The sequence below is a fragment of the Natronorubrum bangense genome, assembly GCF_004799645.1.
Lineage (GTDB): Archaea > Halobacteriota > Halobacteria > Halobacteriales > Natrialbaceae > Natronorubrum > Natronorubrum bangense.
Map to the genome: position 1 here is coordinate 23,290 of NZ_CP031306.1, position 21,263 is coordinate 44,552.

23 protein-coding genes are annotated in these 21,263 nt (G+C 63.6%); 7 read left to right on the forward strand and 16 right to left on the reverse strand.

The window, feature by feature from the left end:
* Positions 1 to 43 precede the first annotated feature (43 nt).
* From DV706_RS15475 to DV706_RS15515, 9 genes are read right to left on the reverse strand one after another with little or no spacing between them, the layout of a single operon-like run.
* On the reverse strand, positions 44 to 1,201 hold the full coding sequence (locus tag DV706_RS15475) for an XdhC family protein (protein ID WP_006068004.1): 1,158 nt from the start codon (positions 1,199 to 1,201) through the stop codon (positions 44 to 46).
* A gap of 11 nt (positions 1,202 to 1,212) precedes the next feature.
* The gene (locus DV706_RS15480; RefSeq protein ID WP_006068003.1) at positions 1,213 to 2,133 is read right to left on the reverse strand and encodes a Rossmann-like domain-containing protein; all 921 of its coding nucleotides are present in this window, start codon (positions 2,131 to 2,133) and stop codon (positions 1,213 to 1,215) included.
* Positions 2,130 to 3,578, reverse strand: coding sequence for a VWA domain-containing protein (locus DV706_RS15485; protein ID WP_006068002.1), 1,449 nt, complete (start codon positions 3,576 to 3,578; stop codon positions 2,130 to 2,132). The genes DV706_RS15480 and DV706_RS15485 overlap by 4 nt, the downstream gene beginning before the upstream one ends.
* Positions 3,575 to 4,546 (reverse strand): AAA family ATPase, encoded by a 972-nt coding sequence (locus DV706_RS15490; protein WP_006068001.1) that lies wholly within the window; start codon positions 4,544 to 4,546, stop codon positions 3,575 to 3,577. Before DV706_RS15490 ends, DV706_RS15485 begins: the two co-directional genes overlap by 4 nt.
* A complete protein-coding gene (locus tag DV706_RS15495) occupies positions 4,543 to 5,682 on the reverse strand; it encodes an XdhC family protein (RefSeq protein WP_006068000.1) in 1,140 nt (379 codons plus the stop codon). Before DV706_RS15495 ends, DV706_RS15490 begins: the two co-directional genes overlap by 4 nt.
* A gap of 30 nt (positions 5,683 to 5,712) precedes the next feature.
* Positions 5,713 to 8,196: an aerobic carbon-monoxide dehydrogenase large subunit gene (locus tag DV706_RS15500; RefSeq protein WP_136350766.1), complete on the reverse strand. Its 2,484-nt coding sequence runs from the start codon at positions 8,194 to 8,196 to the stop codon at positions 5,713 to 5,715.
* Positions 8,193 to 8,837, reverse strand: coding sequence for a (2Fe-2S)-binding protein (locus DV706_RS15505; RefSeq protein WP_006067998.1), 645 nt, complete (start codon positions 8,835 to 8,837; stop codon positions 8,193 to 8,195). Before DV706_RS15505 ends, DV706_RS15500 begins: the two co-directional genes overlap by 4 nt.
* Positions 8,834 to 9,721, reverse strand: a complete 888-nt coding sequence (locus DV706_RS15510) for an FAD binding domain-containing protein (protein ID WP_006067997.1) — start codon at positions 9,719 to 9,721, stop codon at positions 8,834 to 8,836. The genes DV706_RS15505 and DV706_RS15510 overlap by 4 nt, the downstream gene beginning before the upstream one ends.
* The gene (locus tag DV706_RS15515) at positions 9,718 to 10,314 is read right to left on the reverse strand and encodes a CoxG family protein (protein ID WP_006067996.1); all 597 of its coding nucleotides are present in this window, start codon (positions 10,312 to 10,314) and stop codon (positions 9,718 to 9,720) included. Before DV706_RS15515 ends, DV706_RS15510 begins: the two co-directional genes overlap by 4 nt.
* A gap of 161 nt (positions 10,315 to 10,475) precedes the next feature.
* Here DV706_RS15515 and DV706_RS15520 point away from each other — a divergent pair, with 161 nt between their 5' ends.
* Together DV706_RS15520 and DV706_RS15525 are read left to right on the forward strand one after the other, a co-directional pair.
* Entirely contained in the window at positions 10,476 to 11,705 is a 1,230-nt protein-coding gene (locus tag DV706_RS15520; protein WP_006067995.1) for a molybdopterin molybdotransferase MoeA, read from the forward strand.
* Complete coding sequence (locus DV706_RS15525) at positions 11,702 to 12,379, forward strand: nucleotidyltransferase family protein (protein ID WP_240756796.1); 678 nt, start codon at positions 11,702 to 11,704, stop codon at positions 12,377 to 12,379. The genes DV706_RS15520 and DV706_RS15525 overlap by 4 nt, the downstream gene beginning before the upstream one ends.
* A gap of 18 nt (positions 12,380 to 12,397) precedes the next feature.
* On the opposite strand, the gene DV706_RS15530 is transcribed toward DV706_RS15525, so the two are convergent.
* The 5 genes from DV706_RS15530 to DV706_RS15550 all read right to left on the reverse strand — a co-directional run bounded on the left by DV706_RS15530 (position 12,398) and on the right by DV706_RS15550 (position 15,494).
* On the reverse strand, positions 12,398 to 12,550 hold the full coding sequence (locus tag DV706_RS15530) for an AbrB/MazE/SpoVT family DNA-binding domain-containing protein (RefSeq protein WP_006067993.1): 153 nt from the start codon (positions 12,548 to 12,550) through the stop codon (positions 12,398 to 12,400).
* Positions 12,551 to 12,600: 50 nt separating this feature from the next.
* On the reverse strand, positions 12,601 to 12,894 hold the full coding sequence (locus DV706_RS15535) for a hypothetical protein (RefSeq protein ID WP_006067992.1): 294 nt from the start codon (positions 12,892 to 12,894) through the stop codon (positions 12,601 to 12,603).
* Positions 12,895 to 12,980: 86 nt separating this feature from the next.
* Positions 12,981 to 14,027 carry a phytoene/squalene synthase family protein gene (locus tag DV706_RS15540; RefSeq protein WP_006067991.1) on the reverse strand — a complete coding sequence of 349 codons (1,047 nt, stop codon included), beginning with the start codon at positions 14,025 to 14,027 and terminating at the stop codon, positions 12,981 to 12,983.
* Between the two features lie 72 nt (positions 14,028 to 14,099).
* Positions 14,100 to 14,399, reverse strand: a complete 300-nt coding sequence (locus DV706_RS15545) for a PadR family transcriptional regulator (protein WP_049890005.1) — start codon at positions 14,397 to 14,399, stop codon at positions 14,100 to 14,102.
* Between the two features lie 48 nt (positions 14,400 to 14,447).
* Positions 14,448 to 15,494, reverse strand: a complete 1,047-nt coding sequence (locus tag DV706_RS15550) for a DUF3267 domain-containing protein (protein WP_006067989.1) — start codon at positions 15,492 to 15,494, stop codon at positions 14,448 to 14,450.
* On the opposite strand from DV706_RS15550, the gene DV706_RS15555 reads away from it, so the two are divergent.
* The 4 genes from DV706_RS15555 (at position 15,493) to fabG (ending at position 17,682) form a co-directional block, all read left to right on the forward strand.
* Positions 15,493 to 15,792 (forward strand): DUF7111 family protein, encoded by a 300-nt coding sequence (locus DV706_RS15555; RefSeq protein WP_006067988.1) that lies wholly within the window; start codon positions 15,493 to 15,495, stop codon positions 15,790 to 15,792. The genes DV706_RS15550 and DV706_RS15555 overlap by 2 nt on opposite strands.
* A gap of 288 nt (positions 15,793 to 16,080) precedes the next feature.
* Positions 16,081 to 16,299 (forward strand): hypothetical protein, encoded by a 219-nt coding sequence (locus DV706_RS15560; protein WP_049890004.1) that lies wholly within the window; start codon positions 16,081 to 16,083, stop codon positions 16,297 to 16,299.
* Positions 16,286 to 16,885 (forward strand): HTH domain-containing protein, encoded by a 600-nt coding sequence (locus DV706_RS15565; RefSeq protein ID WP_006067986.1) that lies wholly within the window; start codon positions 16,286 to 16,288, stop codon positions 16,883 to 16,885. Before DV706_RS15560 ends, DV706_RS15565 begins: the two co-directional genes overlap by 14 nt.
* Positions 16,882 to 17,682: a 3-oxoacyl-ACP reductase FabG gene (gene fabG, locus DV706_RS15570; protein WP_006067985.1), complete on the forward strand. Its 801-nt coding sequence runs from the start codon at positions 16,882 to 16,884 to the stop codon at positions 17,680 to 17,682. Before DV706_RS15565 ends, fabG begins: the two co-directional genes overlap by 4 nt.
* Before the next feature lie 148 nt (positions 17,683 to 17,830).
* On the opposite strand, the gene DV706_RS15575 is transcribed toward fabG, so the two are convergent.
* Positions 17,831 to 19,363 (reverse strand): aldehyde dehydrogenase family protein, encoded by a 1,533-nt coding sequence (locus tag DV706_RS15575; protein WP_006067984.1) that lies wholly within the window; start codon positions 19,361 to 19,363, stop codon positions 17,831 to 17,833.
* A gap of 134 nt (positions 19,364 to 19,497) precedes the next feature.
* Here DV706_RS15575 and DV706_RS15580 point away from each other — a divergent pair, with 134 nt between their 5' ends.
* On the forward strand, positions 19,498 to 20,232 hold the full coding sequence (locus tag DV706_RS15580) for a helix-turn-helix domain-containing protein (protein ID WP_006067983.1): 735 nt from the start codon (positions 19,498 to 19,500) through the stop codon (positions 20,230 to 20,232).
* A gap of 97 nt (positions 20,233 to 20,329) precedes the next feature.
* Here the strand turns inward: DV706_RS15580 and DV706_RS15585 are convergent, their stop codons facing one another.
* Positions 20,330 to 21,166, reverse strand: coding sequence for a proline dehydrogenase family protein (locus DV706_RS15585; protein ID WP_006067982.1), 837 nt, complete (start codon positions 21,164 to 21,166; stop codon positions 20,330 to 20,332).
* Between the last annotated feature and the right edge of the window lie 97 nt (positions 21,167 to 21,263).

Consider the following 21,263-nt stretch of genomic DNA (forward strand, 5'->3'; position numbering starts at 1 on the left):
GTATGCCATCCCACCCACGGTACGACCGAGACGACGAGACACGTCACTTCGACGGCGACTCGACAGTAACGCGGTCGTGAATATGTCCCTCGCGCGTTTTCAGATGACGCGGCGTTCGATCGTTAGCGACCGCCAGAATCTCCGCGACGATACTGTGAGCGATCTGGTATGGCGAACCGCCGCCGAGATCGAGCCCGATCGGGGTGTAGAGCGACGACAGCGCTTCCTCGTCGAACGTCCGTCCCTCGTCGTCGAACTCCGCGAGCATCTTCTCGAAGCGGTCGTGTGGTCCCATCAGACCGATGTAGGGGACCGACGAGTCGAGCAGCTGCTCGACGGTCAGCCGGTCGTCGATGAAGTTGTGGGTCATGACAACCGTGTAACTGCGCTCGTCGAGCGCGAGGTCGTCGCTGACGGCCGCTGGCGAGGTCGTCAGCGTCTCGTCGGCATCCGGGAATCGCGTCTCGAGGTCGACACTACCGCGGAAGCCGACCACAGTCACGCGGAAGTCGTTTTTCGCCGCTAGCTCGGTGACCGGCCCCACGTCGTGGCCGGAGCCGAAGATGACCAGCTCCGTCGGGGCAGCGAGCCCGTCGATGAACACCTCGAGCTGGCGGCCCCGGCCATCGATCTCGAGGGTGTCAGCTCGCCCACGCTCGGCGAGATCGCCCGCGGGATCGGCGAGTTCGTTGGGCCACGCCGGTGCTGGCTCACCATCAGGGGTTGTCAGCTGTGTCTCGGTCGGATGGTAGTATGCGCGATCGCCTCGTTCGAGCGCCCCCTCGCTGTCCTCGAGTGCGGTGAGCACGGCGACGTCCCGGCCGTCGGCAAACGCCTCGACCGCTGGACGATACGTCTCGGTCAGGGGCTCGAGCAGGACGTCGATAATCCCGTTGCAGCCGACGCCGAGTCCCCAGACGTCGTCTTCGTCGTCCATCAGATCGTACGTGATCAGCTCCGGACGGCCGTGCTCGCGGACTGACTCGGCCGCTGCGAGCAGGTCGTCCTCGAGACAGCCGGCCGTAATGGCGCCGACACCCTCGCCCGCTTCGTCGAGGAGCATCTTCGCCCCCGGCCGGCGGTAGGCGTTGCCTTCGACGTCGACGATCGTCGCGAGGACGTCCGCGCCGTCGCCCTCGAGTCGCTCGTGGACGCGCTGTAGTACTTCGGTCTCCGGTACACTCCAGTTGTTTTGTGTCATCTATTGCTTGCTCACAGTCGGTCGTCTCTCGGTTCGTCTCGGTCCGGTGAGTCGGCGCGTGACAGGTGCAGCCTCCGACCCCGACCAGTGGGGCTGTCAGTCACTGTGTATCCCTTCTCTACGCCGGCCGCGTGTAACTCAGTTCCGCACGCGTTAGCCTGGATGGCGTCGCGAACCTGGTCGGGATCGGTGACCGACGCACCGGCGACGACCGTCACGCCGGCTGCGAACACGGCCTCGGGAAGGACGGACGCAGTCGCCCCGATCAGGACGACCGTTGCCGTCTCCGGGGCTGTCTCGAGATAGCGCTCGAGGCCGCCGTAGATGAGCGTCGATCCAGTTATGAAAACCACTTCGGCGTCCGCCATCGCGGCGGCCGCATCGGCCGGTCGGTAGGTCGTGACGGTGACGCTGTCGGGCGTCGACACGTCGCCGATGGGCTTGCGTTCGATCACGCGCACGTCGACGTCGGAAAACTTCCGAAACGCGGGGCGAAAGAGCCCGACAGTCGCGATCGTGTCGACGCGCGAGTCAAGCAGCGCCATCGGATCGCCCGTCTGCCACTCGATGAACGGGGCCGACAGCGCGTTGACGGTGGCGATACCGATGGCGACCTCGAGTGCCGTGTCCTCGGACTCCGGGTGAGTTTGGCCAGCCGGCTCCAGTAGCGAGTCGGCTGGCGGCTGTGTCGTCCACTCGAGCAGCGTCTCGAGGTCGCTGTTGGCTGTCGGCGGCGCGTCCCCCGGCGGGCGGTGGGCGAGGCCGGCGGTCCGTCGCTTCTCGCATCCCTCATCGTCGGCACCGCCATCCACGCCGGCCAGTTCGACCATGAGCGTCGATCGTCCGATCGTGATCTGCTCGACCGTCACCCCAGCAGTGGCTCCGCGGTCACGGAGTCGGTCGATGACGGCAGGGAGAATCGAGTCGCTCATTCGTGGCCCTCCTCAGCTGTAGGCGTGGTTTCGGCCGGCTGCTGCCGGCGTGGATCGTACTCGTAGCCGATCGGGCCGTCGAGTCCACGGCGCTCGAGTTGGCGGGCGATCTCGGCCAGATCGGTCGGCTCCGCGAAGCCAAAGAGGCCGTCGACGTACGGCAGACACGTCTCCATCCCCCGCGTTCGTGGCTCGTACGTCGACGCGACGGCGAGCGGGTTGAGCCAGAGCACCGCCGCGGCCCGGCGGGCGAGCCAGGTGATCTGTTCCTCGAGCACTGACTGCTCGCCGACATCGAGCCCGTCGCTGATGACGATGACGACAGTCCGGCGATCCACCGCGTCGCGGTGCTGGCGCCGCAGTGTTTCGAACGCGCCGCCGATCTGCGTGCCGCCGCCCCACGAGATTTCGGCCGCGCGCAGGGCCGCGGCTGGATCACCGCCAGCGCGCTCGAACTGCTCGGTCGCGTCAACGAGGTCGGTATCGAACAGGAAGACCGAACTCCGTCGGGCAACGGTCTGGAGCCGTTCCGCGACGGCAAGGAGCGTGTCGCGGTCGACCGTATCCAGCACGGAGCCGCTGACGTCGATCAGCAGACAGCAGTGTAACTCGCTCGGGGCGCGGTCTCGAGTCGGGAGGTCCATCGGCGTCCCCCCGGTTCCGAGACTCGTCCGGAGTGCTCGTCGCGCGTCGATTCGTTCGCCGGCGGTGGCCTGTTGGGTCCGTCGGCCGGGGACGGTCGCCAGCGCGTCCACGAACCGATCGATAGCGTCACGTTCGGCGTCCGTCAGCGACGCCGGTGTCGCTGCCACGCGTTCGCGTCCTCCAACGGCGCTGTACCGCCGCACGGCGTCGCCGTCCCCATCGTCGTCGACCGGTCGTTCGCCCGTGGCGTGGCGTCGACCGGTCTGCAGTCGAACCTCGGCACGCTCCGAGCCGTCGCCGTCGTCGTCCTCGAGCGACGGCGGCTCCGTCTCCGAGAGCAGTTCGGACGCCTCTCCCTCGAGTGCGACGGCGCCGGACGGCTCCGACTCGTCGTCGTCCGGTGTGCCCGTCCCCTCGTAGGTCGCGATGCGGTCGAGCCCGGTTCGGAGCCGGTGCCAGAAGGGTGGAAACGCCTCGTCGAACGCCTCGCGGTCGGCCGCCTCGGAGAGCAACGTCGCTCGCAGTGCGTCCGCAGCGGGCTCGCGGTCGGCAAAGCCGACGACGGCGAGCGCTCGTGCCCCCTCGAGCGTGCCAGTCGCCGGTACGTCGACGCCCGCCTGCCGGAGGTCGTCGGTAAATCGCACGAGTTCCGTCAGGACGTGTGTGCGTGCAGCCTCGAAATCGGGAACGGTGTGGAGTCTCATCGGCTGGTCGAGCGCGCCACGGTCGCCGTTGTTACTGTCGCCTCGAGCGCGATCGGATCCGGTGGCGTTCTCAGAAGGGGGCTCGCGTGGCGTCATCTCTCGTTCGGATCGAGTCGGTCGTCGGCCGCGGCTGCGGCCGCATGGAGCTGTTCGAGCAGCGCGGTGTCGACGCGGGTGACGTCTTCGACCTCCTTGAGCAGACAGCCGATCGTCCGTTCGATCTCGTCGGTCGACAACGGCTCGTCACTGCCGTCGGCTCGAAGCATCGCAACCGCCCGTGCCCAGTCGAGCGTTTCGGCGACACCCGGCCGTTTGAGAAACGACTCCTCGCGGAGGCGTTCGACGACGGCACAGACTTCGGCTGCGATCGCTGCATCGAGTTCAGGAACTTTGCGTGAGACGATCTCGTACTCCGTCTCGAACGACGGCGGCTCGACGTGGAGATAGAGACAGCGCCGCTTGAGCGCATCGCTGAGCCCGCGAGTTCGGTTCGACGTGAGGATGACGATCGGCGGGTTCTCCGCGCGGATCGTCCCAAGCTCCGGAATCGACACCTGATACTCCGACAGCAACTCGAGCAAGAACGCCTCGAACGCCTCGTCGGCGCGGTCGATCTCGTCGATCAGCAACACCGGCGATCGATCGCCACCAGCCGTCAGGGCACGCAACAGCGGGCGCTCGAGTAGATACTCGTCGTCGAAGACGGACCGAGTCCCCGCAGCGTCCGCGGAGTCGGAGCCGGCGGTGACCGTCCCCTCGTTCGACTGGACGGCAAGCAGCTGTTTCGTGTAGTTCCACTCGTAGAGGGCGTTTTCGGCGGTCAGCCCCTCATAACACTGGAGGCGGATCAGTTCCGTCTCAAACCCTTCGGCAAGGACCTTCCCCAGTTCGGTCTTCCCGCTGCCGGGTTCGCCCTCGACGAGCAGCGGCCGGCCGAGCTGTAACGCAAGCTGGACGGTCGTGACCACGCGGTCGTCCGCGACGTAGTGTTGGGCCTCGAATCGCTCGCGTAGCGTCGCCTCGTCGATCGCCTCGACGGCGAGCTCCGGCGTCTCCCCTGTCATACTGAGTTCATTGTTTCGGTCGTGGGTCCCTCGAGATACTCGTCGGGATCGGTTCGAAAGGCGTCGGCACAGCCGTGACAACAGAAGTAGTAGGTCGTCCCCTGGTGGGTGATACTCGGTGCCTCGTCCGGATCGACCGTCATCCCGCAGACGGGGTCGACGGCCGACTCATGGCTCGATTCGGGTTCTGTTGTCGATGGGCGTTCGTCACCGCCGCCACAGCACGAGGCTGTCTCCGTCGCCAACTCGCTGGATTCGGCGGTGTCTGCATTGCTGGCGTTGCTGGCATCCGTGTGGGTGGCCAGCTCGTTCGAGGCCGCCACCCCACTGGTGGTCGATCGTACCTCGACCAGTTCGGCGAGCAGGCTCGTCGCGATCTCCGGCGCGCTCGAGGCCGAGATATCGACCCCCGCCGGGCTTGTGACCGCGTCGCGAACGGTGTCCGGCGCTTCCTCGAGGAGACCGGCAACGTGGTCGACGGTCTCTGCGGCCCGCGTCTCGCTGGCCACGAGGCCGATGTACGGTGCCCCAGTGCGGATGCCGGCGACGACGCCGTGGGCGTCGTACTCGCCCATCGAGGCGATGGCGACGAGCGGCCCGCTGCCGACTGCTTCGGCGATCTCGTCGGGCTCGAGCGTCGTCAAAACGGTCGTTTCCGACGGGAGATCGGCGTCGGCTCCGTCGGGATCGACGAGCACCACCTCGATATCGAGTTCGCTTGCCAGCCTGACCAGCGAGTGGGCGATCGGCGACCCACCCACGACGAGCAGCCGCGTCGCCGGACACACGGGATCGATGAACACCTCGAGGGTGCCCTGACTGTGACACTGCATCGGGAACGCCTCGAGGCCGGGGCGGTCGATCACATCGGGATCGGGGGCGATGCCGATCAGTCGTGGCTCGCCGTCGGCGATGGCCGCCCGGGCCTCGCTGGTCACGCGCGACTGCGCACAGGAGACACCACCGATCCAGCCGTGCAACTCACCGTCGGCAGTCACAAGCGCTCGATCGCCGACGGTGGCTGACACTGGTGGCTCACGGCGGACGACGGTCGCCCAGGCGTACGGTTCCTCACGCGCTTGCAGCGCTTGCTCGTGCGCTGCGAGATCGGCGTCGGATGCGGTGTCTGGTGTCATGTCGGTGGGTGGTCGGTGAGCACGGTGAGATCAGTCGTCGGCCGTGCTGTCGCTCGATTGGTCCTCGAACTCGAGGGAGACGTAGTCGGCGGGGTCGGCCGCGAGCCCCGCTTCGTCGAGTTTCTCCCAGACGGTGTCGGGCGTCATCGGCATCTCGACGTGGGTGATTCCGGCGTGGCTCATCGCGTCGACGACGGCGTTGACGATCGCCGGCGGCGAGCCAACTGTCGGTGACTCGCCGACCCCTTTCGCCCCAATCGGGTGGTGGGGCGACGGCGTCACGGTGTGGCCCGTCTCGAAGTTTGGGATCTCCATCGACGTCGGCAGCAGGTAGTTCATGAAGTCGCCGCCGGTGACGTTGCCGTTGTCGTCGAAGGTGACGTGCTCTAGCATCGCCGTCCCGATTCCCTGGGCGAGTCCGCCGTGGATCTGGCCCTCGATGATCATCGGGTTGATGCGGTTCCCGCAGTCGTCGACGGCGACGAACTTCTCGAACTCGACCTCGCCGGTTTCGCGGTCGACTTCCACGATCACGATGTAGGAGCCGAACGGATACGTCATTTCCGGTGGATCGTAGTAGTTGACCGCCTCGAGGCCGGGATCCTCGCCGGCCGGCTTGTTCATGTACGCACCGGCGGCGATCTCGGTGATCGTGATCGACCGGTCGGGCGCGCCGGCGACGTGGAACTCGCCGCTTTCGCGGTCCCAGGTGATGTCTTCCTCGGCGGCCTCGAGTTCGTTCGCGGCGATGGCTTTCGCTTTCTCGCGAACCTTGCGTGAGGCGACGGCGGCCGCCGCGCCGGCGACGGGCGTACTCCGGGAGCCGTAGGTGCCAAGGCCGTACGGATCGGTGTCGGTGTCGCCGTGTTCGACGGTGATGTCCTCGACGTTCATGCCGAGTTCCTCGGCGACGATCTGGGCGAACGTGGTCTCGTGACCTTGGCCCTGTGTCTGGACGCCGACCCGGACCGTCGCGTTGCCGGTCGGGTGGACCCGGATCTCGGCGGAGTCGAACATCTCGACACCCGCGATGTCACAGGTTTTGCCCGGGCCGGCTCCGACGATTTCGGTGAACGAGGAGATGCCGATGCCGAGCAGTTTGTTGGCATCCTCGTCGATTCGGCGCTGTTGTTCCTCGCGGTAGTGGTCGTAGTCGGCCATCTCGAGGGCCTTGTCCAGTGCCGCCTCGTAGTCACCCGAGTCGTAGTTCCACCCGGTTGTGCTCTCGTAGGGGAACTGCTCGGGCTGGATGAAGTTCTTTCGGCGGATTTCGGCGGGGTCCATCCCGAGCTCGTCCGCGAGGACTTTCACCATCCGTTCGATGAGGTACACTGCCTCCGTGACACGGAACGAACACCGATAGGCGACGCCACCGGGTGCGGTGTTGGTGTAGGCCGCAGTCAGCGAGCCGTAGGCCGTGTCGATATCGTACGACCCCGTGAAGATGTTGAAGAACCCGGCGGGGAACTTCGACGGCTGGGCGACGGCGTTGTACGCGCCGTGGTCCGCGAGCACGTCGGTTCGAACCGCCAGGATCTCGCCGTCGTCGGTCGCGGCGAGTTCGCCCGTCATGTCGTAGTCACGGGCGAAGCCGGTCGACTGGATGTTCTCCGAGCGTTCTTCGACCCACTTGACTGGCTGCTCTAAGACGTACGACGCCGCCGCAGCGACGACGTAGCCGGGATAGATCGGCACCTTGTTGCCGAAGCCGCCCCCGACGTCCGGGCTGACGATCCGGATCTTGTGTTCGGGGATGCCCGACACCTGCGCGAACAGGGTTCGGTGGATGTGGGGTGCCTGCGAGGTCATATGGACCGTCAGCTTGTCCTTGCCGGGGTCGTAGTCGCCGACGGCACCGCAGGTCTCGATCGGGGCCGGGTGCAGTCGCTGGTAGAGCATGTCCTCTTTGACGGTGACGTCGGCCTCCTCGAAGGCCTCGGCAGTGGCCTCCTCGTCGCCCGTCTCCCAGTCGAGACAGTGGTTGTCCGTTTTGTCCTCGATGTCGTCTCTGATCAGCGGCGCGTCGTCCTCGAGTGATTTCTCGGCGTCGACGACCGGCTCGAGCACGTCGTAGTCGACGACGACCTTCTGTGCGCCGTCTTTGGCCGTGTACCGATCGGTCGCGATGACGGCGGCGACCTCCTGGGACTGGAACTTGACTTTGTCGTTGACAAGGACGTCCTGGGTGTCGGCCATCAGCGTCGGCATCGTCGCGAGATCGTACTCGCGCAAGTCGTCCGCGGTGAGGACAGCGACGACGCCGTCGACGTCCAGCGCTCGAGACTTGTCGATGTTCTCGATACGGGCGTGGGCGTGTGGGCTGCGAACGATCTCACAGTGAAGCATGCCCGGCTTCTTGATGTCGTCGACGTAGTTGCCACGCCCCGTGATGAATCGCTGGTCTTCCTTTCGTTTGACGTCCTCACCCATCCCGCCGCGGCCGTGGCCGCAGTGTTTTTCCGGCTGCGGACCGCCGTCTTCTGCCTCTGCAAATCGCTCTGAATCACTGCTCATCTGTGCTCACCGCCAGTGTCGGCGTCGTGGTCGCGATCGGTCGTCGGGCCGCCACAGCAGTTCTCGACGCCGCAGTCGAACTCGCCGTCGAATGCGTCGGCGCTGCTGGTGTCCGTCCCCGACGCCGCGGTCGTGCCGCCGTCGGCAGCCGCGACCTCCTCGAGTTCCTCCGCGGCGTACTCGATCGAGCGAACGATGTTCTGGTAGCCGGTACACCGACAGAGGTTGCCGCTGATCGCTTCGCGGATTTCTTCCTCGCTCGGGTCCGGGTTCTCGTCGAGCAACGCCTTGCCGGCCATCAGCATGCCGGGCGTACAGTAGCCACACTGCAGGCCGTGTTCCTCGCGAAAGCCCTCCTGGAGCGGATGCAAGTCTCCGCGCGCTTCGGGGAGTTCTTCCATCCCCTCGACGGTCATGAGTTCGCTCCCGTCGGCTTGCGTTGCGAACATGAGACAGGACTTGATCGGTTCCCCGTCTTTGAGGACCGTACAGGCCCCGCAGTTGCCAGTGTCACAGCCGATGTGCGTACCGGTCATGTCCAGTTCCTCTCTGATCGCGTGCACGAGCAGCTGGCGCGGTTCGACGTCGATCGTGTGTTCAGTGCCGTTGACCGTCAGCGAAATCTCTCGTGTGTTCGTCACTGTGATACCCTCCGTTTGACCAGTCCGGCGCGTTCGGCGGCGTCGCCGAGTGCGCGCTGGGTGAGGACATTTACCATTCGTTCTTTATATTCCACGTCGCCGTGTTCGTCAGATTCGGGGTTCGACTGTTCGGCCGCCAGTTCGCCAGCGCGTTTGAACAGCTCGCTACTCGGCCGTTCGCCCTCGAGATGGTCTTCGGCGTCGGTCGCCCGGACGTTCGTGATGTCGACGGCGGTGAGGCCGATGCCTGCCTGCTCGATTCGGCCGTCGTCGTCGAGGACGAGCCGTGCAGCCGAGCCAGCCATCGCGTAGTCGCCCACCTTCCGTTTCAGCTTGTGATAGGCGCTGCCCTCTCGAGGCGCGGGTGTCGGTACCCGAAGCTCAGTGAGCAGTTCGTTCTCGTCGAGGGTCGTATCGTACGGCAGCAGGAAGAACTCGTCGGCCGGAATGACTCGCTCGCCGTCAGGACCGTGTGCGACGATTTCACCCTCGTGGGCGAGTAAGACGCTGCCCCAGTCGCCTTTCGGGTCCGCCTGTGCGATAGAGCCCGCGACTGTCCCCCGATTGCGGATCTGTGGGTCCGCCACCAGCGGTGCCGTGTCGGCGAAGCTGCCGTAGTGCTCGGCGATCAGCTCGGAGTGTTCGATATCGGCATGACGGGCAAGTGCGCCGATTGTGAGCCAGCCGTCGTCCTCCTCGAGGTAGTCGAGGCTCTCGATGCGGTTGATATCAATGATCGTCTCCGGCACCGCAAGCCGGAACCGGAGCATCGGGACCATACTCTGCCCGCCGGAGAGGATCGCCCGGTCGTCTAGGCTCTCGAGCAAGCTGACAGCCTCTTCGACGGTTTCGGGTTCGTGCTGTTCGAACTGTGCCGGTTTCATAACATCCCACGGATCCGGTCCGTGATGCCCGAATCCGTCTCTTCGACGTCGCTCATCTGCTGTTCGATATCACTGAAAAAGTTGCCCACGATCTTGTTGGCCACGGGGTCGATCACCCGCGAACCGAGCTGGGCGATCCGGCCCGAGATGTCGGCTTCGGTCCACCACTCGATGCGCGAGCCCTCGCTATCCTCGAGCGAGTAGATCTGCATCCCCGACTCCATGCTGAAACTGCTCCCGCTTGCGGTGCCGCTGCCAGTCGCGGTCATGATGAAGTCGTCGTGGTCGCGTTCGTCGATCGTCACCGACGTCTCGAAGCGGGGCTTGACGCTGCCGACGCCGACTTGCATCAGCGCTGCATACTCTTGGCCCTCTTTGAACGCCCGCTCGGCGACGTCCTCCGGGTCGGCTTCAGGAAGTGTCTCGACGTCTTCTTCGGGTTCGTAGTCGTCGAAACCGAAGTCGTCGTTCATCGGTGTGATGTACTGACACCCTTTCAGCGAGTTTCGGACAGCGATCGGGTCCGAGAGCACGACCCACGCTTTCTCCGGTGGCACGTCCTCGAGTTCGAATTCGCCACTGAACTCCATCATACCCACCCGTTTCGTGGCCGCGGTCGTTGTGTGTCGATCGGCGTCATCTTTTATAACCCTGCACTATGTGCATACTATTTACCACACTCTATGCGTTCCTATACCACACAAATAAACATTAGTGTTTTCAGCATATCAAATCTGAAAAATAGGATTTGAGAATGACAGGTATTGACTCACACGACGGTGCCGATCTGATCGATGTGGACGCGGCCGTCGACCGCGTTCTAGCGCTTCGAACGGAGTGGTTGTCACGACTCGAGACGGAACAGGTCTCCCTCGACGAGATCGCCGGGCGAACCCTCGCCGAACCGATTTCGGCCCCGATCGACGTCCCAGCCCAGAGCCACGCGACGATGGACGGCTTTGCGTTCGATGCGACCGACGAGTATCCGCTCGAGGTCGTCGAGACGCCAGTGTTTCCCGAAGACGAGCCAGCCGCACTCGAGGCCGGGACGGCGGTTCGGATCGCCACCGGCTCGCCGCTGCCGCCGTCGGCAAACGCGGTGCTCAAACGCGAGGAGGCGACGGTCGAAAACGGTCAGCTCACGGGCTCCGACCTCGAGCCCGGGACTTACGTCTACGAGCGCGGGAGCAACGTCGCGGAGGGCGAGGCGCTGTTCGACGCGGGTGATCGACTCGGCGCAAAAGACGCGCTGTTGCTCGGCGATCTCGAAATCGAGACGGTTCCCGTCACCAAACGGCTCTCGGTTGGCCTGCTGGCAACCGGGACGGAGATCCACGAGGGGCGCCATCGGGACCTCGACTCGCCGATGCTCGCCGGCCTCGTGCGCTCGTGGGGTCACGAGGCGACGTACGAGGGGGCGGTTCCCGACATCGACGACCGGGTCGAAGAACGGATCGCCGAGTTGGCCGACGAGTACGACGTCGTCATCACGACCGGCGGTACCAGCGTCGGCGACAAGGACTACGTCATCCGCTCGCTCGATGTCCTCGGCGACGTGCTGTTCCACCGAGTGCGACTCCGACCGGGAAAACCGATCGCCGTCGCGGAACTGCCCGACCACGACGCCGTTGCGTTCGCCATTCCGGGCAAACCAATCGGTGCCCATCTGGTGACGTCGCTCGTCGCCCGCCCGTTCTTTACCGGCGAGACGACGCTGCCGACCGTCGCCGCGCAGATGGCTCGTGACGTCGATATTTCGACTGCCGGCTTCACCTACGGCATCCCCGTCACGCTCGAGGACGGCGTCGCGATGCCACTCGGTCACGTCGACTCGCCGCTGTCGGTCTACGAGGAGACGTTCGATCCGAGCGTGCTCTCCTCGAGTACGCGTGCGAGCCAGGCCGACGGCATCGTCATAACGACGGACGGCGTCACCGCCGACGAACAGGTCCGAGTCGTGCCGTATCCCGTGCTGGAACGATGACTGAAAACGACGCCAACGAGGACACGGCCCGATCTGCGACCGCCGATCCCCCACTTCTCGAGGCCGACGACGTGCGCCACGCGGACGACGGCTGCAACGAGCCGGCAGTGGCTGGCGTGCTGCTCGCCGCCGGCACGAGCAGCCGCTACGGAAGTGAGAATAAACTGCTAGCGACGCTCGAGGGCGAGCCGATCGTCCGTCATGCCGCCCGAACGCTCGTCCACAGCAGCGTCGACCCGGTGGTCGTCGTCCTCGGCCACGAGACCGATCGAGTGCAGGACGCACTCGAGGGGGTTCCGGTCGAAACAGTCGTCAACGAGGCCTACGACACCGGGCAGGCGTCGTCGCTCCGGACCGGCATCGAGGCCGTCTGCGACTGCGGCGACGTCGATGCTGTCCTCGTCGCCCTTGGCGATATGCCCTTCGTCGCACCCCAGACGATCGAGACGGTGGTCGCGGCGTACGCCGCCGGCGCTGGCGAGGCGCTCGCCGCAGCGTTCGATGGGGACCGTGGCAACCCGGTGCTGTTCGACGCGCGCTTTTTCGACGCGCTCACTGACGTCGACGGCGACATCGGGGGTCGAGAACTCTTCCTCGAGAGCGACTCGAGTGCGCTCATCGAGGTCGACGACCCAGGTGTCCGTCGTGACGTCGACGTTCCCGACGATCTCTAATCAACCGCGTCGTCGAGGCTACTCGGCGTCGCGTTTTTTGATGACGATCTGTCCGTCTTCGACGTGCCATTCGACTCGATCGCCGGCACCGACGTCGAGAAAGTTCCGGACCGGTTTCGGCACTGTTGTCAGGTTCTTCGAGGAAATTTTCGTATCCGTAAGCGTACCCATTACTGACGTGTACAGTCGTAGTCAATACATAGTTTGCGCTATGAAGTGTCTCAGCCGCTCGAGTGCCACCGATGGGCACCGCCGTCGGATGCCTTGGAGTAATCCAACTCAAAGCGATCGGATTCGATGAGGACGGGACCTGGAACGTATCGCTCGCCCGTCTCGCCGGCGGGCTCGAGAAGTCGCCGGTCGGCCATCGTCGACAGAACGTCCCGGACAGTTCGTTCGTACCCGGCGGGGAGGTTTGCCTCCTCCATCACGCCGTCGACGTCGACCTGTCCCCGGAGGAACGCCAGCCGGATCGCCGACACCCACGCGGGTTCACGCTTCGTTTCCCGACACATGAGGGGTAGTCGAACGGCGTGCTGTTATAGGTTCTGACGACGTTCTCGACATGAAAACCACCTGCAACGAGCACCTGAGCGCGGTGTCACTGATGGAGCGGCTTCTCTGCCATCTCCTTGCGGAGGTCGGCAAGCGTCGACCGCGAGACGTCCCCTTCGAACGTCTGGAGAAGGGCGTACACTTCCGACCGAGAGACCTTGACGTCGCCCTCACGGATGACATCTTCAGGCCGCTCGCGGAGTTCACGCATCGTCCCGACCGCAAGCAGATACGGGATCGCCCACGCCGACAGTCGGTTGCCGTGGGTCTCGGGGACGACCTCGAGATAGCGATGGGCGTCGTCGAGATAGGTCTCAGCCCGTCCGGTGACGCGTTTGATGACGTTCGTCACGCCGCCGTGGTTGTCCGCGTCGGTGACCTGCTCAACGTCGACGTCCTCTGCCTCGAGCCATTCGGCTGGGAGATAGACGTTGTTCTCGTCGTGGTAATCCGACTCGACGTCTTTGGCGATGTTGACCAGTTGCAACAGCAGCGCAAACGAGCGGGCGTTCTCTCGCATCTCCTCGGCACGGTTCTGGGAGGCTCCCCGGGCGACCAGCCCTGTGATGAGCGTCCCGACGGTGCCCGCAGCGTACCAGCAGTACTCCTCGAGTTCCTCGAGCGTCTGCAGGCGCAATCCGCCTTCGTCAGCGTAGCGGTCCGTGAACATCGCCATCCCGTCGACGAGTTCGCGGACAGGCTCGCGCATGATCTCGCGAGGTTCCTCATCGAGCGATTCGAACGTCCGCAACACGCGGGGTGTCTCAGCGACGACGTTCCAGTCTTCGGAGCGCTCGTCGGGAATCCATGGCTCGATATCGTCCATGAACGCCGAGACGGTCTGCTCCGACTCCGGATCGAGCAACTGGTCGTACGTCGTCAGCAGTTCGGTCTGTGTATCCGGCGGGATGTGTCCCGCGTCTTCGATCGTGTCAGCAACACGACAGAGGAGGTATCCGATACAAATGTGTCTCGCCATCGGCTCCTCGAGCCGATCGATAGTGATCGAGAAAGTCCGCGAGACGCCGTGAACCGCGTCGTAACACCACTCCAGGTCGGCGTCAGTTGTGAAATCGGGCTGGCCCGTGGTCATCTACTCGATTTCACTTTGTTCCCATCCCGGAAAAACGCCGCGGTCCCGGCGGGATGTTCCAGTGGTCGCTGTTCACTGCGCGCTGCCATCTCGATGCAGACACTCCCAGACCCACTCGTAGTGCTCACGCAGCCGTCGTTCGCCACCGTCCGTGAGCGTGTACACGTCGTGAATCCCCACCGTTCGCTTCTCGACGAACCCTGCATCGACCAGCGCCGACAGCGAACCGTAGAACGCCTTCGGCTCGAGATGGTCGTCGTACTGCGACTCGAGACGGGATTTGAGTTGCTGGCCGCGTAGTTCGCCCCCGTCTGCACCGGCGAGCAGCACGCACATATCGCGGCGGCGACCGCTTTGAAGCCACTTGGTCATACACTCACTCGAGGTGAGAACGGCTCGAGCGTTACGGTTTTGGCTTCCTCATGGCGACGACTCCGCTGGGACGAGTGCACGATATCCCTCGATCCCGAGCGCCCAGATGAGCCCACCAAGCGCCGTGACACCGAAAAAGAGAGTGGCACCGATCTCGAGGTGAACGTCACCGTGAGCGTGACGTTCGTGCCGGACGAGAAGCCAGTGACTGTCGGGATCGCCGATGACGACAGTTCCCGAGCCGACGGCGAGCGACACCAACACCCAGCCGAGGATCCCGATCGACAACACCGCGAGCGTCCCGACCGCGCCAGATACGACCGTTGAAAGGACGCGCCGCCCCGGAACACGGCTGTGATCGCGTTCGCTCGCGCCGTAGATTCCGAACCCCTGTACGTCGCTGTCGGGGAGCGGACCAACACGAACGCCGGGGGGATACTGCAAGAGCACGGCAGCCATCCAGAGGTCACCGATCGAGCCGGCGGCGTTGGCCGCCAGTGGAATAAGCAATAGCGGAGTCGGATAGACGACCAGTATCGCGAGCCCGACAGCCGTAATGCCAATGAACGGTGCCAACAGGGCGACGAGCATCTGATTTCGGGTGTAGACTGCCTGCTCCGTCTCTGCGTAGGCGTACGGCAAGAGAAAGTGGGAAACACCGACGCCGTACTCCGGCTTCCCGCCGTAGTACGCCATGAACACGCCGTGAAGCAGCTCGTGTGGAACGACGACGAGCGCGACTAGCCCAGCCGAAATTGCAAGCCAGACGATGACATCCGGCGGCGCGAACGGCGAAATGACGATCGGCTCGAGGGTCGTGTTTCGGATCACTGCGAGGACGTACCCGAACCCGTAGGCGAAGCCAAAAAAGCCGATTACGGAGACGACGATCCACTGGATCGCGACAGAACGGGTCTGGCGGAACGTCGCGATCAGCTGTACTGTCTGCGATGGCTCCGTCCGGCTCACGGCCATACCCTCACGAGGAACGGAGAAGTCGGTATCGATTCCTCTCGTCGAGCGCACCCCGTCGCGGCGCTCGTGGCTCGCCGGAACCGATAGCTTCCCGGTCGTCGGTCCGTGAGTTCCAGCCATGACCGACGACCGAACGGCCGAGGCAAACGGCATCAAAGCAACCTACGACGAAACCGAAACGGAACGACTCCTCGAGTTCGAGGCGACCGGCGACGGAACGGCCCGGGTCGGCACAACCGCCGCAATCGCCCAGAATCGAGACGGGTATGCGATGTTGAAAGTGCGTCCAACCGCCGATGGCGACGAACTCGAGCGCTACTACGGGTTCGACATGGCACTCGATCACGCTGCAGAGCTGCTGGGCATCTCCCCGCATGACCTCCCGATTCCAACCGCCGCTGCCGACCTGGGGATGTAGCGTCGTCGACGAACGGTGTTACCGCCCGTCACGCCATCCACTGGACCGGGCACAGAACCGACGCCTCGAGTATCGCCAGTCGAATCTTAGAATGACAGCTATGTCCGCTATCGAAATGGCCGGTTTCCGCTCGTCTGGGAGTGTAAGGGGCGCGTAAAGCGACTGTGAGACCGACCAGCATACTCGAGTAATACCACAGCTTGATCGTACAGCCCACTGGCAGTTCTGTGTTAGTTGTGTGCATATCTCAATTAGATTTATATGATTAATCGTTGGCATCCACCATGGATGATGTCCACGAGCACACAACAGTTTGCGGTCCCAGATGAGCTTGCGTCACCTCAGACGAAACTCGTCTATCTGTCGCTCCACGTGCTGGAGGAGGCCACAGTGACTGAGCTTCAGCAGCTCTTAGCGCTCCCGAAGCTCACACTCCTGTCCGTTCTCGAGTCGCTTGTTTCGAAGAATCTCGCACGGCGAACGGAGGATGGGTATGCCAGTCAGTAACTACGCAGCTACGACGCCGGCCGTCGATCTCGAGACACACTCTCGCGTTCGGATCGAGTGCTACGTCCGCTCAAATATCCCCCTGACAGTCTCCGAGTCGATCAACGACGTCGTCGAACGACTCCAGCGTCTCTCCGAGGCCGGACAGATCGATACCTATCAGACCACCCACTGGCCGCCAGACCATCCTGCAGTCAGGATGGACACCGCGACCGACGACCGCCCGGTGACACGCAGTGAACTCGTCGCCACGTTCGAACAGTGGGCGACACAGCATGGCCACTCACTCGAGCCAGCATTCCGCCGACAGGACGTTCAGCAAGCGCCGCTTGGACTCGAGTGTGACGAGCCACGCGAGCGAGTGCGGGTTCCGTTCGTCTCACTGGCGATCTACGAGGACGCCGAGGAGGGCACGGACGAAGAGACACTCCGTGGCGTCGTCCCGTATACGGAACAGCCACAGACAGCCGACGAACAGACGTACACCGTCGACACGTGGCTGTCCGCAGTCGAACCAGCGGAGACAGCGCCGCTCACCCACAACGCTCACCACGACCGGCCGACGCGACTGGAGGGCCATCAATGAAGGCGGCACCCACTACAAAGCCAGCCAACCTCGAGTTCCCACCACGACAACCGCTCGCGGGACGAACGTGTCTGGTAACCGGTTCCTCACGCGGCATCGGACGCGGTATCGCTCGTGAACTGGGCCGGTACGGCGCAACCGTCATTATCAACTACCGCTCTTCGGAAGCCGACGCCCAGGCAGTCGCCGAGACGATTACCGACAGCGATACCGACGGCACGGGCCACCCAGTTCAGGCCGACGTCACCGATCGGGCCGCAGTCGACGCGATGAGCGACGCGATTCACGACGAGTTCGGCTCACTCGACGTCCTCGTCAACAACGCCGGGATCACATCTGACTGTACGTTCGCCAACATGAGCGCCGAGGAGTGGCACCGCGTCTTCGACGTCTCACTCCACGGGACGTTCAACTGTACGAAAGCGTTCTACGACGACCTCGAGGCCGTCGATGACGGGCGAATCATCAACATCTCGAGTGTGATCGGCAAACAGGGCAACGTCGGCCAGGCCAACTACGCCGCGGCCAAAAGCGGCCTCTTCGGCTTTACCCGCTCGCTCGCCCTCGAGTTAGCAGACACCGGCACGACAGCAAACTGCATCGCCCCCGGCTTCACGCGCACGGAGATGGTCGAAGCGATCCCGGATGGCATTCAGGACGACCTACGCGAGGAGATTCCACTCGAGCGCTTTGCCAGCGTCAGCGAGATTGCCAGCCTCGTTCGCTATCTCGCGAGCGAGGAATCCGGCTACATCACCGGCGAAGTGATCGACGTCAACGGCGGAATCGACCTCTAACGTTCGGTCGCTTCCCCTGGACAGTGGTGTTCACCGCACAGTCCTGTAGACCGGGCCAGGTGAGATCGACAGTCCGTATCAGTCGAGCGAGTGACGCGACTGGACGGCCATCAACGATCGGCGAGCATAAAAAAGGAGAGCGGACCGATCAGTCGTCGTCCGACGTTGTGACGTCCGCCGAGAGCCCCTGTGCCATTTCGATATCCTTCGAGTTGTTGAGGGTGAACGCGGTGCGTTCGGTGACGGCTTCGATGACTTCACGGGCACTCGGGTAGCCGTTCCCGGACTTCTTCACGCCGCCGAACGGAAGGTGAACCTCCGCGCCGATGCAGGGTAGGTTCGCGTACGCCAGCCCGATCTCGGCCTCGTCGCGGAACTGGTGAATCTTCCGGTAGTCCTCGCTGATGATCGCGCCGGCGAGCCCGTAATCGGTATCGTTGTGGATCTCGAGGGCGCGATCGACGTCACCCGAATACTCGAGCAGGGCGACGTGGGGGCCGAAACACTCCTCTTGGAGACAGCGCAGCTCCGAATCGTAGTCGAGTTCGTAGACGAACGGGCCGACCCAGTGGCCGTCCTCATGGCCGTCGGGAATCTCGCTGTCGTCGAGTTCCTCGCGATCGACGAGTACCTCCGCGCCTTCCGTGCGGGCGAGTTCGTTGTGTTGCCTGATTTTCTCGACGTGTTCGGCCTCGATCGCCGGCCCCATGAACGTCGATTCCTCGAGCGGATCGTCGACGGAAACGTTCTCCGCGACCTCGATAAATCGCTCTTTGAACTCGTCGTAGACGTCTTCGTGGACGATTAGCCGCTCGCTCGAGACACAGCGCTGGCCAGTCGTCTTGAAACTCGACATGACTGCGGAGTGGACGGCGACGTCGAGGTCGGCATCTTCGGTGATGACGATCCCGTTTTTGCCGCCCATCTCACAGGCGGCGAGTTTGCCGGGTTCGCCACCGACCTTGCTTGCGATTTCGTGGCCGACCTCCGCCGAGCCAGTAAACAGGACAGTGTCGACGCGTTCGTCGTCGGTGATCGCCGCGCCGGCGTCACCGAAGCCCTGGACCATGTTGAAGACGCCGTCGGGAATTCCCGCATCTTCGAACATCTCGGCGATGATCTGGCCACACCACGGCGTCTGCTCGGCGGGCTTCCAGACGACCGTGTTCCCCTCGACCAGCGCGACCGCCATATGCCAGAACGGGATCGCGACCGGGAAGTTCCACGGGGTGACACAGCCGACGACGCCGCGGGGCTTGCGGCGCATGTACGCGTCCTTGCTCGCGATTTCGCTCGGAATTACATCCCCGTGTGGATGGCGGGCGTTTGCAGCGGCCCACTCGACCATGTGGTAGGCCTCGATTACGTCGGCCCGCCCCTCACTGATCTCCTTTCCACACTCTTTGGTGACGATCTCACCGAGTTCGTCGGTGCGCTCGCGCAGTTCGTGATAAATGTCCCAGAGATACTCCGCTCGATCGATGTACGACAGGGAATGCCACTCTTCGGCGGCGTCCTCAGCGGCCGCGAGCGCGGCGTCGACGTCTGACTCGGTGCCCCGCTGGAAACGTGCGAGCTCTTCGCCAGTCGCCGGGTTCTCGCTTGCGAACGTCTCGGTTCCGTCGCCATCAGTACACTCGCCACCGATCTGGTGGCCGTAGACCTGTGTTTGCTGACTCATGGATGGTGGTTTGGCCGTCACCATAGAATAACGCGCCCCGCCCATGGGAGGGGTCGATATGCGACCCGACCATGGTCGGGTGTACTATTTCGCGAATCGAGAACTACTTGCCTACTCACTGGTACAGAATGGCAATGAACGTGAGCCGTCCACTTCACGGCACGCGATTAACACTTGAACTATGGCACCCAAACTGCTGGGCGATCGAATCGACCGAACGGGTCGGTGGGGGGATCCTGGCACACGCGATCTATAACGTGCCGGCTCCAGCGGAGGAGCCCGTAAACGGGCTTTTTACTGCGTTTGGCGAAACGACGGAGGAAGTCGAGACGCTACTCGACGAAATCCAAGCGTCACCGCTTGCGGGCGAGGTGCTTGAACTGCAAGAACGGTTCGGTCGTCGACAGTCTTCCTTGCTCCCCGGCAACGTCGTCACCGAATTTTTCCTCGAGTACGACCCACAGGACATGATCTGTCCGACACTGCTCGAACACGGGTTCGTCCACAGCGCCCCCGTACGAATCGAGGGCGGACAGGAGTACTGGGAGGTCTGTTTCGCCGACGATCGAGACAGAATCGAGAGCGCGATCGAGGGAGTCTGTGAGTCCGCGGGTGCAGAGGTATCGATCGAGACAATCACAAGCACGCCTTCGGGCGAGTCCGAGCGCAAACACCGGATGGATGCGCTTACCACAACCCAGCGGGAGGTGTTCCAGCTTGCACGAAATCGGGGCTACTACCAGTGGCCACGGGGCGTCTCGACCCGGGAGCTAGCGGCTGAACTCGACATCTCGAAGACGACGCTGCTCGACCATTTGCGAAAAGCTGAGTCAAAGCTGCTTGATCCGGACGGTGCCGGGAGCGAATGACAACTCGAGAATCCTCGTCGCTGGCCCGACCCTGTACTGATGGGTCGAACTAGTCGGCTGGTATCGGTCATACCATCAGGCAACGGTTGGAAGGGGACTAGCTGAGCACTGCTCGAAGGGCGAACAGGGCGTTTTCTTTGCGTTCGCGCACCCGTCGGTAGAAGTAGGACATCCATTTCGGTCCGTAGGGAACATACTGGTAGACATCGTGGTCCGTGGCGAGTTCGCGCTGGGCATCCTCGCGGACGCCCATGAGCAACTGGAACTCGTAGGGCGTGTCATACGTTCGAGCGAGCTCCTCGACGTAATCGATGACCTCCGGATCGTGGCTGCCGACAGCGACCTTCCCTTTGGTGAACGACTCGAAGGCGTACGTGATCAGGTCTCGATACGCCTCGTTTACCTCTGATTTCTTCTTGTAGGCGACGTGTTTTGGCTCGTCGTACGCGCCTTTGACGAACCGAACCTTGCCCGGAACGTCAGTCAGTCGTTCGATATCCTCGCGCGTTCGCTTCAGGTTCGCCTGCACACAGACGCCGACCGCTCCGTTGGTCTTGCGTGCGTGGTGTTCGAACGCACTGAGCGTGACATCGGTCGTCGTGTAGTCTTCCATGTCGATCCAGACGAAGACATCGTGGGTGGTGCCTGCGTCGACGATTCGATCGAGGTGGGTCAGAAAGACGTCGTCGCCACAGTCCAGCCCGATCTGGGAGGGTTTGACGGAGACACAGCAATCGAGATCGTGCCTGTCGATCGCTTCGATCAGTTCGATGTAGGCGTCGGCGTCAGCGGCCGCATCTGCGGGATCATCGTAGTGTTCACCCAGTAGATTCAGAATGCCAGCGATCCCGTCATCGTTGAGCGTGTCGATATGCGAGAGCGCTCCGGGCTGATCTTCGGCAGCGACGAAATTGTTCGCGATTGGAAGGAGCATAGTTGGCTAATGAAACGGGGAGAGGGTAAACAGTCACCCGACCATAGACGCCCCCAGTGATCGATATGTGGGGCTCCCGGCCGCCTGGTCGGCCGTG

Bases quoted from the DNA above. Each gene is read 5' to 3' on its own strand.
- DV706_RS15520 (WP_006067995.1), top strand. From the start codon at position 10,476: ATGACAGGTATTGACTCACACGACGGTGCCGATCTGATCGATGTGGAC.
- DV706_RS15565 (WP_006067986.1), top strand. From the start codon at position 16,286: ATGCCAGTCAGTAACTACGCAGCTACGACGCCGGCCGTCGATCTCGAG.
- DV706_RS15485 (WP_006068002.1), bottom strand. From the start codon at position 3,578: ATGACGCCACGCGAGCCCCCTTCTGAGAACGCCACCGGATCCGATCGC.
- DV706_RS15495 (WP_006068000.1), bottom strand. From the start codon at position 5,682: ATGACACCAGACACCGCATCCGACGCCGATCTCGCAGCGCACGAGCAA.
- DV706_RS15475 (WP_006068004.1), bottom strand. From the start codon at position 1,201: ATGACACAAAACAACTGGAGTGTACCGGAGACCGAAGTACTACAGCGC.
- DV706_RS15580 (WP_006067983.1), top strand. From the start codon at position 19,498: ATGAACGTGAGCCGTCCACTTCACGGCACGCGATTAACACTTGAACTA.
- DV706_RS15515 (WP_006067996.1), bottom strand. From the start codon at position 10,314: ATGATGGAGTTCAGTGGCGAATTCGAACTCGAGGACGTGCCACCGGAG.
- DV706_RS15540 (WP_006067991.1), bottom strand. From the start codon at position 14,027: ATGACCACGGGCCAGCCCGATTTCACAACTGACGCCGACCTGGAGTGG.
- DV706_RS15560 (WP_049890004.1), top strand. From the start codon at position 16,081: ATGATGTCCACGAGCACACAACAGTTTGCGGTCCCAGATGAGCTTGCG.
- DV706_RS15545 (WP_049890005.1), bottom strand. From the start codon at position 14,399: ATGACCAAGTGGCTTCAAAGCGGTCGCCGCCGCGATATGTGCGTGCTG.
- DV706_RS15585 (WP_006067982.1), bottom strand. From the start codon at position 21,166: ATGCTCCTTCCAATCGCGAACAATTTCGTCGCTGCCGAAGATCAGCCC.
- DV706_RS15500 (WP_136350766.1), bottom strand. From the start codon at position 8,196: ATGAGCAGTGATTCAGAGCGATTTGCAGAGGCAGAAGACGGCGGTCCG.
- DV706_RS15480 (WP_006068003.1), bottom strand. From the start codon at position 2,133: ATGAGCGACTCGATTCTCCCTGCCGTCATCGACCGACTCCGTGACCGC.
- fabG (WP_006067985.1), top strand. From the start codon at position 16,882: ATGAAGGCGGCACCCACTACAAAGCCAGCCAACCTCGAGTTCCCACCA.
- DV706_RS15525 (WP_240756796.1), top strand. From the start codon at position 11,702: ATGACTGAAAACGACGCCAACGAGGACACGGCCCGATCTGCGACCGCC.
- DV706_RS15555 (WP_006067988.1), top strand. From the start codon at position 15,493: ATGACCGACGACCGAACGGCCGAGGCAAACGGCATCAAAGCAACCTAC.
- DV706_RS15550 (WP_006067989.1), bottom strand. From the start codon at position 15,494: ATGGCTGGAACTCACGGACCGACGACCGGGAAGCTATCGGTTCCGGCG.
- DV706_RS15490 (WP_006068001.1), bottom strand. From the start codon at position 4,546: ATGACAGGGGAGACGCCGGAGCTCGCCGTCGAGGCGATCGACGAGGCG.
- DV706_RS15575 (WP_006067984.1), bottom strand. From the start codon at position 19,363: ATGAGTCAGCAAACACAGGTCTACGGCCACCAGATCGGTGGCGAGTGT.
- DV706_RS15535 (WP_006067992.1), bottom strand. From the start codon at position 12,894: ATGTGTCGGGAAACGAAGCGTGAACCCGCGTGGGTGTCGGCGATCCGG.
- DV706_RS15530 (WP_006067993.1), bottom strand. From the start codon at position 12,550: ATGGGTACGCTTACGGATACGAAAATTTCCTCGAAGAACCTGACAACA.
- DV706_RS15510 (WP_006067997.1), bottom strand. From the start codon at position 9,721: ATGAAACCGGCACAGTTCGAACAGCACGAACCCGAAACCGTCGAAGAG.